Origin of the sequence: Tsukamurella sp. NPDC003166 (genome assembly GCF_040611135.1) — a bacterium.
Classification (GTDB): domain Bacteria; phylum Actinomycetota; class Actinomycetes; order Mycobacteriales; family Mycobacteriaceae; genus Tsukamurella.
Window position 1 is genome coordinate 161,276 of the sequence record NZ_JBEXNL010000003.1, and the last position, 17,172, is coordinate 178,447.

Annotated in this window: 9 protein-coding genes and 1 pseudogene; 9 read left to right on the forward strand and 1 reads right to left on the reverse strand. The window is 69.1% G+C overall.

What is annotated here, in order from left to right:
• Nucleotides 1–11 precede the first annotated feature (11 nt).
• Together ABZX10_RS04995 and ABZX10_RS05000 are read left to right on the forward strand one after the other, a co-directional pair.
• A complete protein-coding gene (locus tag ABZX10_RS04995; protein WP_355535176.1) occupies nucleotides 12–2,759 on the forward strand; it encodes a transglycosylase domain-containing protein in 2,748 nt (915 codons plus the stop codon).
• A 95-nt stretch (nucleotides 2,760–2,854) separates the two neighbouring features.
• A complete protein-coding gene (locus ABZX10_RS05000; protein ID WP_355535684.1) occupies nucleotides 2,855–4,453 on the forward strand; it encodes a glycosyltransferase 87 family protein in 1,599 nt (532 codons plus the stop codon).
• A gap of 101 nt (nucleotides 4,454–4,554) precedes the next feature.
• Here ABZX10_RS05000 and ABZX10_RS05005 read toward each other — a convergent pair.
• Nucleotides 4,555–5,688: pseudogene (locus ABZX10_RS05005) on the reverse strand (hypothetical protein); the annotation flags it as partial.
• A gap of 210 nt (nucleotides 5,689–5,898) precedes the next feature.
• On the opposite strand from ABZX10_RS05005, the gene ABZX10_RS05010 reads away from it, so the two are divergent.
• From ABZX10_RS05010 to ABZX10_RS05040, 7 genes are all read left to right on the forward strand, one after another.
• Nucleotides 5,899–6,441, forward strand: a complete 543-nt coding sequence (locus ABZX10_RS05010) for a hypothetical protein (RefSeq protein ID WP_355535179.1) — start codon at nucleotides 5,899–5,901, stop codon at nucleotides 6,439–6,441.
• A gap of 232 nt (nucleotides 6,442–6,673) precedes the next feature.
• On the forward strand, nucleotides 6,674–8,596 hold the full coding sequence (locus tag ABZX10_RS05015) for a hydantoinase/oxoprolinase family protein (protein WP_355535182.1): 1,923 nt from the start codon (nucleotides 6,674–6,676) through the stop codon (nucleotides 8,594–8,596).
• A 51-nt stretch (nucleotides 8,597–8,647) separates the two neighbouring features.
• Complete coding sequence (locus ABZX10_RS05020; RefSeq protein WP_355535185.1) at nucleotides 8,648–9,031, forward strand: acetone carboxylase subunit gamma; 384 nt, start codon at nucleotides 8,648–8,650, stop codon at nucleotides 9,029–9,031.
• Nucleotide 9,032: 1 nt separating this feature from the next.
• Nucleotides 9,033–11,165 carry a hydantoinase/oxoprolinase family protein gene (locus tag ABZX10_RS05025; RefSeq protein ID WP_355535188.1) on the forward strand — a complete coding sequence of 711 codons (2,133 nt, stop codon included), beginning with the start codon at nucleotides 9,033–9,035 and terminating at the stop codon, nucleotides 11,163–11,165.
• Nucleotides 11,166–11,201: 36 nt separating this feature from the next.
• Nucleotides 11,202–13,460 (forward strand): hydantoinase B/oxoprolinase family protein, encoded by a 2,259-nt coding sequence (locus tag ABZX10_RS05030; RefSeq protein WP_355535191.1) that lies wholly within the window; start codon nucleotides 11,202–11,204, stop codon nucleotides 13,458–13,460.
• 4 nt (nucleotides 13,461–13,464) lie between these two features.
• The gene (locus ABZX10_RS05035; protein ID WP_355535194.1) at nucleotides 13,465–14,301 is read left to right on the forward strand and encodes a hypothetical protein; all 837 of its coding nucleotides are present in this window, start codon (nucleotides 13,465–13,467) and stop codon (nucleotides 14,299–14,301) included.
• Nucleotides 14,302–14,454: 153 nt separating this feature from the next.
• Nucleotides 14,455–17,139 carry a LuxR C-terminal-related transcriptional regulator gene (locus tag ABZX10_RS05040; protein WP_355535197.1) on the forward strand — a complete coding sequence of 895 codons (2,685 nt, stop codon included), beginning with the start codon at nucleotides 14,455–14,457 and terminating at the stop codon, nucleotides 17,137–17,139.
• Nucleotides 17,140–17,172: the final 33 nt, after the last annotated feature.

Genomic DNA, 17,172 nt, shown 5'->3' on the forward strand with positions numbered 1-17,172 from the left:
GAGAACCAGCGGTGACGAACCCGGGTGGCAACGACGAGCGGAACGGGGCGGCCGGAGGGCCGTCGCGACCCGGAGGGGCGGTCCCTCCGCGGCCCGCGCCGAAGCCGCCGGTCCCGCCGCAGGCGGCGCCGACCACGCAGTTCCCGCTGGTGCAGCCCAGCGGCCAGGGCCAGGCGCAGGGCGCCGGGGCGAATCCCGGCCGTCCGGCTCCGGGCGCGAACGCGGCCCCGGCACCGTCGGGCCCCGGCGCGAGCCAGGCACCGTCGGGCGCGACCGTGCCGCCGGCGGGCACCGCGCGCGCCGCCTACCAGCCCCTCTCCGGTCGTTCGGTCGACGAATCCGAGTTGGCCGCCGAGGCCGATCGCGGCGGGCAGCCGCGCCCGGAGCAGCCGGAGCAGCCGGTCGTGATCCGCAAGGCCGCCCCGGTCCCGCCCCCGCCGGCCGACGGTGGCGGTGACGGCCCGGGGGGCGACGGTCCGGGGAACGACGGGCCCGGTGGGGGCGACGGGGACGGGCCGGACGAGCCCGAGGACGGCGATCATGACGACTCCGACAAGAAGGGCCTGCGAGCACTCGTGAGCGGATCACTCTTCCGACGCGTCGTGACCGGCGGCGTGGCCGCGGTCGCGCTGATCCTCGTGGTGGCGCTGCTGGCGTTCCTCATCGGCTACTGGCGCACCGACGTGCCACAGCCCGGTGAGATCCAGACCGAGCAGGTCGCGACGGTCACGATGAAGGACGGCACCACTCCGCTCGCGCGAATCGTCCCGGCCGGCGGCAACCGCGAGATCCTGCCCGCGCAGGACATCCCGGACGTGATGAAGAACGCCATCATGGCGGCGGAGGACCGGGACTTCGCGACGAATCCGGGCTTCTCGCTCAAGGGCTTCGCGCGCGCCGTCTGGTTGCGCGTACCGGGCGTCGCGGGCGACGGTCAGGACGCGGGCGGTGGTTCCACGATCACGCAGCAGTACGTGAAGAACGCGCTGGTCGGCGACGAGTCCTCGCTGACGCGCAAGTGGAAAGAGCTCATCATCTCGACCAAGATGTCCAACTCCTGGTCGAAGGACGACATCATGGCCGCCTACCTGAACACGATCTACTTCGGGCGCGGCGCGTACGGCATCCAGGCCGCGGCGAAGGCCTACTTCAACATCAACGCGAAGGACCTCAAGGCCGAGCAGGCGGCGCTCCTGGCGGGCGTGGTCCGCGGGCCGTCGCTGTACGAGCCCACCACGCACCTCGCCGACGCCACCGGGCGGTGGAACTACGTGCTCGACGGCATGGTCGACATGAAGACGCTCGATCCGACGCAGCGGGCGAAGATGCAGTTCCCGAAGGTGACGGCGCTGAGCAAGAGCAGCGGTGACGACCTGTCCGCCGGTCCGAACGGCCTGATCAAGACGCAGGTGCTGCGCGAGCTCAAGGACGCGGGCATCGACGAGTCGACGCTGAACACGCAGGGCCTGAAGATCACCACCACGATCGACCCGCAGGCGCAGTCGGCGGCGGTGAAGGCCGCCAAGAACATGGCCGAGAACCAGCCGAAGGACCTGCGCACCGCGATCGTCTCCGTCGACCCGAAGACGGGCGGCGTCCTCGCCTACTACGGCGGCGACGACGGCAACGGCTACGACCGCGTGCAGGCCGGCCTGCAGACCGGATCGTCGTTCAAGGTGTTCGCGCTGGTCGCCGGGCTCGAGCAGGGCATCGGCCTGTCGAAGGTCTACTCCTCGTCGCCGTTCAAGGCCCAGGGCGTCACGGTCACCAACTCGGACGGCGAGTCCTGCGGCAGCTGCAACCTGGCCACGGCGATGAAGATGTCGCTCAACACCGTGTTCTATCGGCTCATGATGGATCTCAACGGCCAGGCCCAGGCGGTCGCGGATGCGGCGCACAAGGCCGGCGTCGCCGAGAGCTTCGGCGATATCAAGAAGACGCTGCAGCAGTCGGACGGCAGCGGCGTCGAGGGCGGCGTCGTGCTGGGCCAGTACCAGAGCCGGCCGATCGACATGGCCTCCGCGTACGCCACCCTGGCCGCCGAGGGCGTCTACCGCAAGCCGCATCTCATCTCGAAGGTCGTGACCGCCGACGGCCGGACGCTGCTCGACCGCCAGAGCGATCCCGGCGAGCGCCGCTTCAGCAAGGACGTCGCGAACAACGTGACCGCGGCGCTCCAGCCCATCGCCTCCTACTCCAACGGCCACGGGCTGGCCGGCGGTCGCGCCTCGGCCGCCAAGACCGGCACCGCGCAGTACCAGGACACGGGGCAGAACAAGGACGCCTGGATGGTCGGCTACACCCCGTCGATCTCGACGGCGGTCTGGGTCGGCAACGACAAGGGCGGCCCGATCACCAATTCGTACGGCGGCATCATCTACGGTTCGGGCGTCCCGTCGGACGTCTGGAAGCAGACGATGGACGGCGCGCTCGCCGACTCGGATTATGAATCCTTCCCGACCCCGGGCTACATCGGCGGTTCGGCGGGCGTGCCGGTGGAGACCCGGGTGCGCACCAGCTCCGTCGGCACCGCGTCGGCGTCGGCGTCGGCCGATCCGAGTGCGAGCCGCACGGTGCCGGGCCTGCCCGGCGTCCCGATGCCCACGTTCCCGTGGGATCCGACGACCACGCAGCCGGGCAACGGTTACCCGACCTACCCGGGGCAGCAGCCCACCACGCGCCCGCGCCCCGGTGGCGGCACGGGTAACGGGAACGGCGGCCAGACGGTGCCGCCGCGGGTGACGAACCCGGTGCCGTGACGGGAGTCCCGGGCGACGTGGGCACGGGTGGGGGCTCCGACGTGGACGACGACCGTCTCCACGTCAGCCCCGGCCGCTACGAGCCGGCCACGGCGATCGAGCCGGACCGGGACGTCCCGAGCCGCACCGATGCAGTGGCGCGGGACTTCTCGACGGCGGTCGGCGGCCCGGTCGGTGCGCACGCGCAGCTGGGCTTCCAGCGGTTCTTCACGCCGCTGCGCCTGATCCTCCTGGTCGCGGTGCTGTTCCTGGCCCTCGGCTGGACCACGAAGGCGGGTTGCCTGCAGCAGAAGAACGACGGCGGGCAGCTGGTGCTCGACTGGTCGGGCAATCGTCCGTACGCCGCGATGTGCTATTCGGACACGGTGCCGCTGTACGGGGCGGAGCGCCTGAACGAGGGCCTCATGCCCTACAAGACGCAGTTCTTCGACACCGATCCCACGGGCGCCCGGCAGGAGCGCTACATGGAGTACCCGGTGCTCACCGGCATGTACCAGTACGCCTCGATGCGGATCGCCAAGACCTGGGCGGCGCTGCACGACGAGTGGGGCGTGCCCGCGGCCATTGAGGTCGTGCTGTTCTTCACGGTCGCCGCCGTCGGGCTCGCGATGTTCTGGCTGATCGCGGTGTGGGCGACGACCCGATCAGCCGGTGGCTCGGCAGGCCCCGGGCACGGAGCGGCCCGCAGGCCGTGGGACGCGATGCTGATGGCTGCGTCGCCGCTGGTCGCGGTGCACATCTTCACCAACTTCGACGCGATCGCCGTCGCCGCGATGGCCGTCGGAATGCTGCTCTGGTCCAGGCGGATGCCCGCGTGGGCGGGCGTCGTGATCGGGCTCGGCACCGCGGCGAAGCTGTACCCGGCGTTCCTGTTGATCGTGCTGTTCTTCCTGTGTCTGCGTGCGGGCCGGCTGCGGCCGTGGCTCACCGCGTCGCTCACCGCGGCCGCCGCGTGGCTCGTCGTCAACCTGCCGGTGCTGGCCCTGTGGCCGCAGGGCTGGTGGGAGTTCTTCCACCGGAACTCGATCCGTGCGGTCGACATGGACTCGATCTACGCCGTCATCAGCTCGTTCACCGGCGGCTGGGTGTTCGGCGGCGCGGGCCCGCGGGGCGGCGCCTCCGCGCTCGCCAATGCGATCACCCTCGTGCTCTTCCTCGCGGTGATCGCCGGGGTGGGCTACCTGGCGCTGAAGGCGCCCCGCCGGCCCCGGGTCGCGCAGCTCGCGTTCCTCCTGGTCGCGGGCTTCCTCCTGGTCAACAAGGTGTGGAGCCCGCAGTACTCGCTGTGGCTGGTACCGCTGGCCGTGCTCGCGATCCCGCACACCCGGATCCTGCTGGCGTGGATGACGATCGACGCGCTGGTCTGGGTGCCGCGCATGATGTACTTCCTCGGCATCCAGAACAAGGGACTGCCGGAGCAGGCCTTCACGGCCACCGTCCTCCTGCGCGACCTGGCCGTGATCGGCCTCTGCGTGCTCGTGGTGCGGCAGATCTACCGGCCCGATGAGGACCTGGTCCGGTCGACCTTCCCGGGGCCGTACTCGCCCCCGTTGGACGACCCCGCGGGCGGCGTGCTCGACGGTGCGCCGGACGCGTCGTGGCTGCGCAGCCGCAGCGATGCGCGGGGGAGGTACCAGAGGAAGACCACCAGCAGTGCTGCCCGGCCCCAGACGCCGATCCACACACCCCACTGAACCCACCACGTGATGGGCGTGTTCGCGGCGTGCTCGGAGAAGTAGTTCCACACCGTGAGCTCGAGGCTCAGATCGAACAGCAGGTACGCTGCGACCAGCCGCCAGTCGACCTTGAGCAGGATGAAGAAGGGCAGCAGCCACAGCACGTACTGGGGTGAGTGCACCTTGTGGAACAGCATGAACGCGGCGAGGAGCGCACCGCTGACGCCGACCCACGGGTAGACGCCGGTGCGGCGGTAGCGCAGCCACCCGACGACCAGCAGCGCGACGATCGAGACCGCGATCAGTAGCGGTGAGAGCGCGCCGACGAGATCGTCGTAGGCCTTCGGATCGTCGTAGGCCTTGAGCACGCCCCAGTACCAGATGGAGTTGGTCGACAGGTCCGCCGTCCGCAGCTCCTGGAACTTCAGCGAGGCGCGCCAGCCGTCGAAGCCGAACACCATGAAGGGCACGTTGATCGCTACGGCGACCACCACGGCCGTCGCCGCGGTGGCAGCGGCGCCGACCCAGTCGAGCAGTCGCCAGTCGATCCGGGCGCGCCGCCCGGGACCGTCGGGCAGTGCGACGGTGCCGCCCCGCCCGTGGGTGAGCACGTACAGCACGAGCGGCGCTACGAACAGGCCCGGATAGATCTTGAGGTCGAAGCCGACGGCGAGCACCGCGGCGGTGGCGATCGCCGGGACCCGGATCGAGCCCTCGGTCCGGTCGGCCCACGCCATGATCCCGAAACCGAGGGTCGCGGCCGCCACGACGGGGAGCTCCATGTTGTGGAAGGCGTACAGCGCCAGCGGCGGGGCCACCGCCCACAGCGCGGCGGTGCGGCCCGAGACCTTCGCGAGCACCCAGGCGGTGAGCAGTCCGAAGGGCGCGAGCAGCAGGGCCATGTGCAGCAGGAACTCGGCGTCGTTGTGCGCGCCGATCGCGCCCACCCAGAAGAGCAGCCCGCTGAGCACGGGGTACTCGATCGCGCCGCCCTGCAGTTTGCCGTCGGCGTCGATCCACCCGTTCAGGTACGGGAAGACGTGGTTGTTGACCTCGCGACCGCTCCAGAGGAACTGCAGGTCGGAGTAGCAGATCCGGCCCGGCGTGTTGGCGAAGCCCTCGGAGCGGCCGAACTGGTCGAAGGGTGCGCCGGTGCACTGCGCCTTGATCTGGTAGCCGATGACGAGCGCTGCAACGGTGAGACCGAGCACGGTCCACGCCACCCGGTCGGGGCGGAATCTGGGCCGGGACATGCGCTCCACCCTATCGGTCGAGGTCGACGGTGCCCTTCCCGCTCGGCCGAGAGTCGATTCCGGCGCGGATGAGATGCCCCTGCTGCAGTGCTGAGCTGGGGGAATGAAGTGCCCGGACGGGCGGTCCGGCTCTTCGTTAACGGTCGCATCGATATCGGCGATGACAGTGGGAGGACCCGCACGCGCGGGATCGCACGGGGAGGGATCGGCATGAGGACCACCACGAAGGTCGCCGGCGTGGTGCTGTTCGCCACGCTGGCGATGGCGGGTTGTACGGACCGGTCACCGTCCCCGGGGCCGACGGTGATCGTCACCGCGGTGCCGAGCGCGAACCCGGGCGGGCGGAGCGCGGGTCCGTCCGCCGTCGAACCGCGGACGCCCACGGTGACCGGGCCCGGGCGGACGGCAGCCCCGGCGCTGTTGCCGCTGCGTGACGGGGTGGTTCGAGTGACTACCGAGTCCGGCACGACGAGCTGCAACGTTCGAGCGCAGTTCGTCGAGTGCCAGTCGGCGGAGTTCGCCGCGCACCGGAGGACCGCAGACGGGCGGCCGGCATCCGGATTCCGTTACACCGCTGGGGCGCTCGAGTGGTACTACGGCAACATGTCGGTCGCGACCCCGCCCGTCACGATCGCCTACGGCCGTACGTACACGGCGGCGGGGTGGACGATCACCGCGGCATGTGACGCGACGGTCTTTCGCCGCGGTGGCCACGGTGTACGGGTGGATGTCGCGAACACCACCGTGTTCTGAGGCTCGCCGCCCCGCGCGTGCTGCGCAGGCCCTCATGACGCCCGCGTCCGGGCGGCGATGTCCATCCACGGCCCCGTGGGGCCCGAAATCCTCGCCGCCGGTACCGCTGTCCGGAGGTCGCCACTCCGACGGGTGGTGTGGGCCGCACCACATCGATAGCACTCTGTGAGTCGTATCACGATGCGGTCGAGTCCTCGCCGCATCCACCGGACGATTCGACGAGGAGGCCCTCATGGGGCGACTGATCAACATCGATAACGGGGGAACGCTCACGGACATCTGTGTGATCGACGGCGACGCCATTCGGCGCACCAAGACGCTCACCACGCCCCACGATCTTTCGCGCTGCTTCGTCGAGGGGCTCCGCGAGGCGTCGAAGCTGGTGTACGGCGAGGTGGACCTCCAGTCGCTGTTGGCGACGACCGACAGCATTCGGTACTCGACCACACAGGGCACCAACGCGATCGTCGAGAAGAAGGGGCCCAGGATCGGTGTGGTGCTGTCCGGTGAGGTGACGGCCGAGGATCTCGCGGAGGGGCCGGCTCGTGACTTCTGGGACGTCCTCGTCGGTGAGCGGGTCGTACGGATCGACCTGGCGGGCGATCTGCAGGCGGAGGTCGTCGCGGCGATCAACCACCTGACCTCGCGCGGTGCCAGTCGCGTCGTCGTCATCCACGGCGGGGAGGACCGCGCGGCGGTGGAGTCCGGCATCCGCGCCGTCGCGTCGGTCAAGTTCCCCAAGCACCTCCTGGGAGCGGTGCCGGTTCTGTACTCGCACGAGGTCGCGGACGATTCCAACGATGCGCGCCGCGCCTGGACCGCGGTGTTCAACGCGTTCCTGCACCCCGCCATGGAGAAGTTCCTCTACAACGCCGAGCACCACCTCCGCGCGAACAAGAACCAGAGGCCGCTGCGCATCTTCCGGAACGACGGATTGTCCGCGCGCGTCGCGAAGACGACGGCGATCAAGACCTACAGCTCCGGCCCGCGTGGCGGCATCGAGGGGATCAAGGCCGTCGCCGCGCACTACGGATTCGATCACGTGGTCTCGATGGACGTCGGGGGAACTACCACGGACCTCGCGGAACTCAAGAACGGCGCGGCGCGCACGGACCACTACGGGCTCATCCACGGCATCGCGACCAGCTTTCCGCTCAGCGAAGGCGAAAGCCTCGGCGTCGGCGGCAGTTCGGTGATCCGGGCGGTGGACGGCGCCATCGCGGTCGGCCCGGAGTCGGTCGGCAGTGCACCGGGGCCGGCCTGCTTCGGACTCGGCGGTGACCGGGCCACGATCACCGATGCCGCGGTGGCGAGTGGCCTGATCGATCCGGCGACCTTCTTCAGCGGCAATCTGGCGCTCGATCGGGACCGCGCGGTGGCGGCGATCATGGAGCACGTCGGAACGCCTCTCGGGCTCACGCTGGAGCAGGCGATCGCCGCCATGCAGGAGGCGTGGGTGGCGAAGATCGCCGACGGACTCAACGACTTCGCGCACCTCAGTGAGTCGACGACCCTCGCGGCATTCGGCGGCGGAGGGCCCCTTCTCGCGTGCCAGGTGGCCGACGCAGTGGGGCTGAACGAGGTCTTCATCCCCGGTCTGGCGCCGGTGTTCTCGGCGTTCGGACTCGGGTTCTCCGACATCGGCCACCGGTACGAGACCCTGGTGGACGACGCTGCCGCGGTCCCCGCCGCGCTCGCAGAGATCCTCGAGGCGGCCAAGCGCGACATGTTCGCCGAGGGCGCCGATCTGGCCGACTGCACCGTCTCCGTGACGCTGCGGATCGAGAACGACGGTGCGGTCACCGAGCACGATCTCGGCGATGGCTCCGGAACTGCCGACTACCCGGCGGCCCCCGGCGACGAGGCCACCCTGGCGGTCTCCGTCGTATCCGTGGCGCCCCACCCCGTCCTGAGCGGTCGACTCGGCGTGGAGATCCCGGCGGGCACGCCGCGCGCGGTCGCGGCGGGTACCCGGAAGGTGCTTCGCGACGGTCAGGAGATCGATGCGCCGCTGTACCGCGTCGAGGACCAGGTCGGTGCGGTGTACGCCGCTGGTCCGGCGGTGTTGGAGGACGAGTTCTTCACGTGCCGGATCGACCCGCTGTGGCAGTTCCAGATCAATGAGAACGGCGACATTCTGCTCTCCCGTCAGTAAGCGGATTGCTCCTTCTCCTATCAACGATTGAACCGAAACACGAGGATCACCATGAAGAAAGTCCTAGTCACCGAGAACCTCCGCATCGACCTCGACGCGGAGTCCTGGGAATGTCGGGGTTGCGACGCTGAGCTGATCTCCGCGCGGGAGAACTACAAGCGTGGCCTGCTCGTCTACGACCGTGACCCGCGGGAGATCCACCAACCTCTGCTCGATCCGGAGATGTACGAGTTCACCTTCGCTCCGGATCCGACGTGGTGCCGCATCCTCGAGTACTACTGCCCGACGTGCGGGCTACTGGTGGAGGCGGAGTACTTGCCGCCGGGCCACCCGCCCACGCACGACATCGAGTTCGACATCGACGCGCTCAAGGCCCGGTGGCGCGACGTCGAGGTCACCGAGCACCCCCACGCCCGCCCCGGAGAGGAATTCTGACATGCGTCGAGTATCGGTAGACATCGGCGGAACCTTCACCGATTGTTTCGTCGTCTGGGACGAGCACACTCTTCTCCAGAAGTCGCTGACCACCCACCAGAACCTCGCACTCGGCTTCAACGACGCGCTCGCGACGGCGTGCAAGGAGCTCGACCTCACGACCCGCGAGCTCCTTTCGGGCGTTGATTCGGTCCGCTACGCGACCACTCTCGGCACCAATGCGCTGATCGAGCGCAAGGGGCCGCGCGTCGGCCTGCTGACCACCGCGGGGTTCCGCGCGTCGGTGCCGCTGGCCCGGGCGAAGGGCTACGGCGTCGGCCTCGACTGGAAGTCGCTGCTCGACATCCCGAACGCTGAACGGCCCGACGCGATCGTGCCGATCCCCCTCATCCGTGAGGTCAACGAGCGGGTGGATTTCGAGGGTGATGTCCTGCTCACGCTGAACGAGAATCGAGTCCGGGATGCGCTGCGCGAGCTGATCGACCGGGGCGCGGAGACCATCGTCGTCTGCCTGGCGAACAGCGTCGTCAACCCCGCCCATGAGCTCCGCGTCCGGGAGATCTTCCTCGAGGAGTACCCGGGCCACCTGCTGGGTGCCGTCCCGATGCTGCTGTCCCACCAGGTCAGCGGGCGCAAGGGAGAGTACACCCGGGCGACGTCGACCATCATGGACGGCTTCCTGCACAGCCCGATGTACCACGGCCTGGGCAGCCTCGAGCTGCACCTGCGGGAGGAGGGCTACGAGAAGCCGATGCTGGTGATCCACAACTCCGGCGGCATGGCGCAGCTCAACTCCACCGACGCACTCCAGACCGTGCACTCGGGGCCGGTCGCCGGCATCGGCGCCTCCGAGGCGCTGGCGAAGAAGACCGGCATCGGCAACGTGGTGGCCACGGACATGGGTGGTACCAGCTTCGACATCGGCATCGTCGTCGAGGGCGGCGTCAAGCACTACGACTTCGAGCCGGTCATCGAGCGCTGGATGGTGAGCATTCCGATGGTTCACCTGGTGACCCTCGGAGCGGGCGGCGGGTCGATCTGCAGCTACGACCCGGTCTTCAAGACGGTGGCGGTCGGTCCCGAGAGCGCGGGCTCCGACCCCGGCCCGGCGTGCTACGACCGCGGCGGCCTGCGGCCGACCGTCACCGACTCGGATCTGCTCCTCGGCTACCTCGATCCGGAGAACTACGCCGGCGGCAAGATCGCTCTCAACCGCCGTCGGAGCAAGCGGGCGGTGGAGGACGAGTTGTGCGACGACCTCGATCTCGACGTGACCGAGGCCGCCAAGCTGATCAAGCGGACGGTCGACGCCAACATGGCCAACGGCATCGCCACCGAGCTGCGGGTCCGCGGGCACGAACCCGCCGATTTCACCGTCCTCGCCTACGGCGGCAACGGCCCGCTCCACGGATGCGGGATCGCCACGGCTCTGGGTACCGACCGGGTGCTGTGCCCGCCGCACGCGCCGATCTTCTCGGCGGTCGGTGCGGGCGACATGAACCAGATGCACATTCACGAGGCCAACGCGTGGATCGTGCTGTTCGACCCGACGAGCGCGTACTTCATGAGTGAGTACACCGATTTCAACAGTCAGGTCGAAGAGCTGGAGGCCCGCGGGCGCGCGGATCTCGAGCGGCAGGGGATCGACGGCTCGCTGGTCAAGCACCGGCTGGAACTGGACATGCGATACGGGAACCAGCGCGTGCAGACATCGGTCCAGGCCGAGAGCAACCGGATCAACTCGCAGAAGGACGTGCTCGACCTCATAAGTACCTTCGATCGGCGGTACGCGGAGCGGTTCGGCGAGGGAAGCCAGGCCACCGCGACCGGCGTGCGCATCAACACCGTGCGCGTGCTGTCCTGGGTCGAGACGCCGGGTGTCCAGTTCGAGGATCTGACCCCGCTCGAGAACGGGACCACCCCCGAGCCGGTCGGCACTCGTGAGTGCCATTTCGTGGGTGTCGACGGTCCCGTCGAGACCACCATCTACGACGAGGCGGCCCTCACCCCCGGCACCGACATCACCGGGCCCGCAGTGGTCGAGACGGAGGCGACGACGTACCTCGTGGAGCCCGGTTGGCGGTACCAGGCCGTGGCCGGTCGTGCGGCGTGGATGACCCGGATCTCGAACTGATCTTCGGCACTCGAACCAGACTTGAAAGAAGGAAACATGTGCGAGAACACCACACTGAGCGCTGAGGACCAGGCGCTTCGGGACGAATTCCTTGCCGGCAACGTCCTCTTCCACGGTCCCGACCCGGAGATCTTCCGCAATCATCGGATCGAAGGACGGTCCGAGCGGGAGACCCGGGTCCTCGGCGAGGACGGGATCGACCCGCACCTCGTCAACCAGATCCGTGGCCGGATCATGGCCGCACTCGACGAGTCGAACACCATGATCGAGCAGATGGGAGCGGCCCCCGGCGCCAAGTGGGGCGACCTCGTCGCGGCGATCTTCACCGCGTCCGGTGACCTGTCGATGATCGCACCGAAGGGCGTCGTCGGATTCGCCGGTTGCTGCCACTATCCGATCAAGTACATCCTGCGCACCTGGGCGGACGAGCCGACCGTCGGCATCAACGACGGTGACGGCTTCATCCACAACGACGCGCGATTCGGCGGAATCCACAACACCGATCAGTCGACCATCATGCCGCTGTACCACAAGGGCGAGCTGGTCGCGTGGCTCTCTGCGACGATCCACGAGGGCGAGAACGGCTCGATCGAGCCCGGTGGCATGCCGGCGGCCGCGGAGAGCAAGTTCGACGAGGGGCTCAAGATGCCCCCGTTCAAGGTGATCGAGAACTTCAAGATCCGCCGCGATCTCCAGACCTTCCTGCAGAACTCGGTGCGCGACCCGAAGTTGCAGTACGAGGACATGTCGGTCAAGCTGCACTCGCTGCTGCGGCTGCGCAAGCGCATCGAATCGGTGCTGGACGAGTTCGGTCCCGACGCGTTGATCGGCACCATGCGTCAGCACATCGAAGGGGTGGAGACCGAGGTCCGCCGGCGCATCGGCGAGCTCCCCGACGGCACGACGCGAGTCACCGGATTCTGCGACTCGACGCTCCGCGAGAACGTTCTGATCCGGATCAACTGCGCGATCACGGTCGAGGGCGATGAGATGACGATGGACTTCCGGGGCACCTCGCCGGAGTTCCTGAACCGGTCGATCAACACGAGTCAGGGCTCGATGAAGACGATGCTGATGTCGGGCTTCCTGCAGAACATCTGGCCCGACCTGCCGCAGACGCAGGCGGTGTTCACGCCCCTGAACTTCGTCTGGGACGAGAACTCCCTCGTCAACGCGTCGTTCGTCACCCCGCAGGCGATGAGCCTCATCCCGCTGTTCAAGGCGATGACCTTCCCCGTGATCCCCATGGCGAAGTTCATCTACCAGCTCCCGAAGCAGTACACGTCGATCCTGGCCTCGCAGTACGACCAGCCCGCCACGATGATCTACGGCGGCCTCACCCAGCACGGGCAGGAGGTCGGCAACTTCTGCGCCGACATCAACGGCGCCGGCCAGGGCGGACGCTACAACCGGGACGGCGAGCACTCGGTGTCCCCGCCGTTCGCGGCGTACTGCGACATCGGTGAGATGGAACTGGCGGAGGAGGAACTGCCGATCGTGCGCCTGGGCGCGTTCACCCTCGCCAAGGACCGGATCGGGTTCGGCAAGTACCGCGGCGGCCTCGGATACGAACAGATCGCGACCTCGCAGAAGACGGACTTCTGGGGATTCATGTTCGGCTGCACCGGTTCGAAGTTCTCTGCGCTGCAGGGGCTGTTCGGGGGATACGGCACGCCCGCGTACCCGCTGTGCCGCGTCGAGGGCATCGACGTCCTGGACCAGCTGGCGCAGAATCCGGACAACGCGAACTTCGACATCGTCGACATCATGAACCGCCGGCCCTTCGAGGGTGGCAAGTACTCCACGGCGCCGATGGCGCAGACCTTCAAGCTGGTGCAGCGCGGAGAGCTGAACATGATGTGCCAGGGCGGCGGAGCCGGCTACGGGGATGTCCTGGAGCGGGATCCGGAGCTGGTGATCAAGGACATCGAGGAGGATCTCCTTTCGGTCGGGGTCGCGCAGACCGTCTACCAGGTCGTCGTCGATCCCGCGACGGGGATCCTCGACGAGGCCGCGACCGACGAGGCACGTGCTGCGGAGCGCCGGGCGCGCATCGCGCGCGGGGTGCCGTACGACGAGTTCGTGGAGCAGTGGGTCACTGCGGAACCGCCCGAGCACCTGCCCTACTTCGGCGCGTGGGGGGCCTCGTCGGTCGTGTACGGCAGTTCCATGGGGCAGCGCGTGGCGATGCCGGGTGACGCGTTGCAGAGCATGATGATGCCGAACCCGAAGGACGTCGAGATCGCGCGGCTCGAGGGTGAGCTCGCGGCGCTGCGCGCGCAGGACAGGGGCTGAGACGATGACCTTGGCGGCGGCCCTCGCCGGCGAGCGGGCGGACGCGGTCTGGTTCGCCTACACCGATTACGTCACCGAGCTGCTCGGAGAACCGGTGCCGTGGCTCGACGTCGACGGCGTGGTCGCCTGGCACCGCCGGGCGACGGGTCTCATCGACTCCGCCGTCGTCGAGGTCGACGGTGCCGCGGTCCTCGCGACCTGGATCGGGGCGCACCCGGACCTGGTCAGCGAGATGGCGGAACGCACACGGCCGACGGCGCCGCTCCGGACGCTGTTCGCCGACGAGGGGCTGCGCGTCCTGCTCGCCGATCTCGTCGGGTCGCTGAAATCGGCGCTCGGCGGCAGGAGCGTTGCGCTGGTCCTCGGAGCGCCGGAATCGATGGCCGCCCTGGCGTATCGCAGCGCGTTCGACGGCGTGGAGCCGGAGTGGGATGAGGACGACGTCGACTCGGCGGCGGTGTACACGGCGGATCTGCTTCGGACGCTGTCCGAGAGCGGACTCGACGCGCTGGTGATCGGCGAGTCCGATTCGGGTGAGCCGCTCACCGCGGACCGGGTCGAGTTGTACGGGCCGATCCACAATGTCGCCGCGCACTACCGCTGGGCGTTCGGACTGGTCGCGCGTTCGGTTCCCGCGGATCTTCCGGCCTCCCGGGCACCCCGCTTCTGGGTGACGGGCCGGGAGGTCGACGGCGTGGCGACGGCGGTGCTGATCGACGAGGGGTTCTGGGACGGGGACCCGCCCGCGGAGCGGCCGGCCAGGGGTGTGCTTCTGGCGCGTGTGCCGGCTCGCGCGCAACCCGAGCGCGTCCTGGAGCGGGTGCGCGTGCTGACGGCCTGATCGCCGGAGGCTGCCCTGAGAGCGTGGGGGAGTGCGACCTAACCTTGTCCCGTGTCCGATGCCGTCGATGTGAATGAGTGGTGAATGATCAGCCCGCGGCCCGCTATCGATCCGAGCGGAACTCCTCCGGCCTCGACGAAGTTCGAGTCCCGGATGGTCCGTCGTGCCCTGGTGCGGCGCCAGCGGCTGCTCGACGTGCTCGCCGCCGGGGGCGACAGCGCGCTCACGGTCATCCACGGTCCGGCGGGATACGGCAAGAGCACCCTCGCGGCGCAGTGGCAGGAGCTCCTGCGCGGCGAGGGTGTCGCCGTGGGGTGGCTCAGCATCGATCGCGACGACAACAACCCCGTCTGGTTCCTCCGGGATCTGATCGCCGCGATCACTCGCGCGGACGCAACGCTGGGTTCGGGGCTGATCGCCATCGCCGAGCAGAACGCCCAGGACGGTGTGCGCGCGGTGGTCGCCGGCCTGATCGATCAGATCAGGGAGTACGGTGCCCCGGTCGCCGTGGTCATCGACGACTGGCACCTGGTCGATGATGAATCGGTGCTCGATGTCTTCGCCTACCTGCTCGGCTACTGCCCCGAGAACCTTCGGTTGATCGTCACCAGCAGGATGCGGGTCCATGCCGTCGCCGAGCTGCGGGTCCGCAACCGGCTCAACGAGATCGACGCCCGGCAATTGCGGTTCGACGAGGAGGAGTCCGCGGTCTTCCTCCGCGAGATGAACGCGCTGCGCCTCGGCGACGAGGACGTTCACCGGCTCTGGGCGACCACCGACGGCTGGGTCGCGGCACTGCAGTTGGCGACCCTGTCGCTGCGCGAGAGCGCGGATCCCGCGGCGGCGATAGCGGCCTTCGGCGGCCGGCACCATTCGATCGGGGAGTATCTCGCGGAGGCGGTACTCGACGCCCTGTCGTCCGATCTCCTCGACTTCCTGCTGGCCACGTCGATCTGTGACCGGCTGTGCGCCGACCTCGCGGCGGTCGTCAGCGGTGTGGCGGACGGCCATGCGGCGCTGGACGAGTTGCAGCGCCGGAACCTGTTCCTCATTCCGCTCGACGACGAAGGGACCTGGTTCCGATACCACCACCTCTTCGCGGGCTATCTGCGACGGCGACTCGAACGAGACGCTCCCACCCGGATACCCGGCCTGCACCGGGCCGCGTCCGTCTGGCTCGGGAAGGCCGGACACCTGTCCGAGGCCGTCGACCACGCGCTTCTGGCCGGTGAACCGGAGCGGGCTGCGGATCTGGTGGAGGCGGCCGCGATGATGCTGGTCGAGGAGAGTCGGATGGCGACGATGCTCGGCACCGTCGACAAGCTGCCGGCCCGTATCGTCGCGACGCGGCCCCGGCTGCAGATCGCAATAGCCTGGGCGTACTGCCTGCTGCACCGACTGGACGAGGCGGACCTCGCGCTCGCCCGCGTCCGCACCGCGATGTCGGCGGATCTGCCCGACGCGCTGCGCAGCGAGGCCGACATGCTCGCCGCGTGCATCGAGGTGTACAGCGACCGGATCGACCGCGTCCCAGCGCTCCTGGCGCCGATCGTCGGCGACCCGCGGAGCTTCCGCCCGTTCATGGTGTCGGGTACGGCGAACCTGGTGTCCTTCGTGGAGCTGCACAGCTTCCGGTACGACGAGGCGCTGGCGACCCAGCGCTCGGCGAGCGCCTATCACGAGCTGAATCCCGGTTCCTTCGCGCCGGTGTACGGCCAGTGTTTCGCGGGTCTCGCCGAGGCCGCGCGACTCGATCTCGACGCCGCGGAACGGCACTACCGTGCCGCGATCGGGGTCGCGGTCTCCCGCGGGGATGCAGGCACGTACGCCGAGCGGCTCGCGTCCGGCCAGCTCGGTGTCCTGCTGTACGAGCGGGACATGGTCGACGATGCCGAGCGGCTGCTCGAGAAGTGTCTTCTGCTGGGCATCGAGGGCGGCGTCGCGGACCTGATGATCTCGTCCTATACGACGATGGCCAGGATTCGCCGGCTGCGCGGCGACGAGGACGGCGCGCGGGCGCTGCTCATCGACGCTCGGCGGGCGGGCGCGAAGCTGCGACTGCCCCGACTCGCGGCCGCGGCCGACCAGGAGTTGACGGCGTTGCTGATCGCGAGCGGAGACATCGCCGGTGCGCGCGACCTCGTCGCGCGGAACGGGGCCGGTGCCGATGTCCTCGGGCCTCGCGTGCATACGGGCATCTCGTTGAGCATCCATCGGAGTCGGCTTGCGATGCAGACCAAACTGGCTCTGGCACAGGGAGACCTCGGCGGGGCCGCGACCGCTGCACGGGAGCGGGTCGACGCCGCCGTCGCGGCGAAGTGGCCGTACGAGGAGGTGGCCGCGCGGGTGGCGCTCGCCGAGGTACTGAGCTCCGGCGACCGGGACGAGGCGTTGCACGAGCTCCTCCCGGCCCTGGTGGCGGGAAGTCGCGCGGGGTTGGTGCGGACCGTCGTCGACGGCGGCCCGGCGGTCGTGCGCGTCCTCGCCGATCTCAGCGATCAGCTCCGGGTCGGTCGCCGGACGACCGAGGTCTCGGAGATCCCGTCGGACTACCTGCGCACGCTGCTCACCGCGGCGTCGCCCCCGAGTGACAGGGCCCTGAGATCGGGCGTCGCGTCCGGCGAACGGGGGGCCCTGCCCGAGGAGGCACTGAACGGTCGGGAGGTGGAGATCGTGCGACTGCTCGAGCGGGGCATGCCCAACAGTGGAATAGCCCGCACGTTCGGTATCAAGCTGAACACGGTCAAGTGGTACCTGAAGAACATCTACACCAAGCTCGGCGTGGTCAGTCGCGGCGAGGCGGTCGCGGAGGCCCGGCGCCGGGGACTCGTCGACTGAACGTGCGGCCACTCCGACGGGTGGTGCGACTGG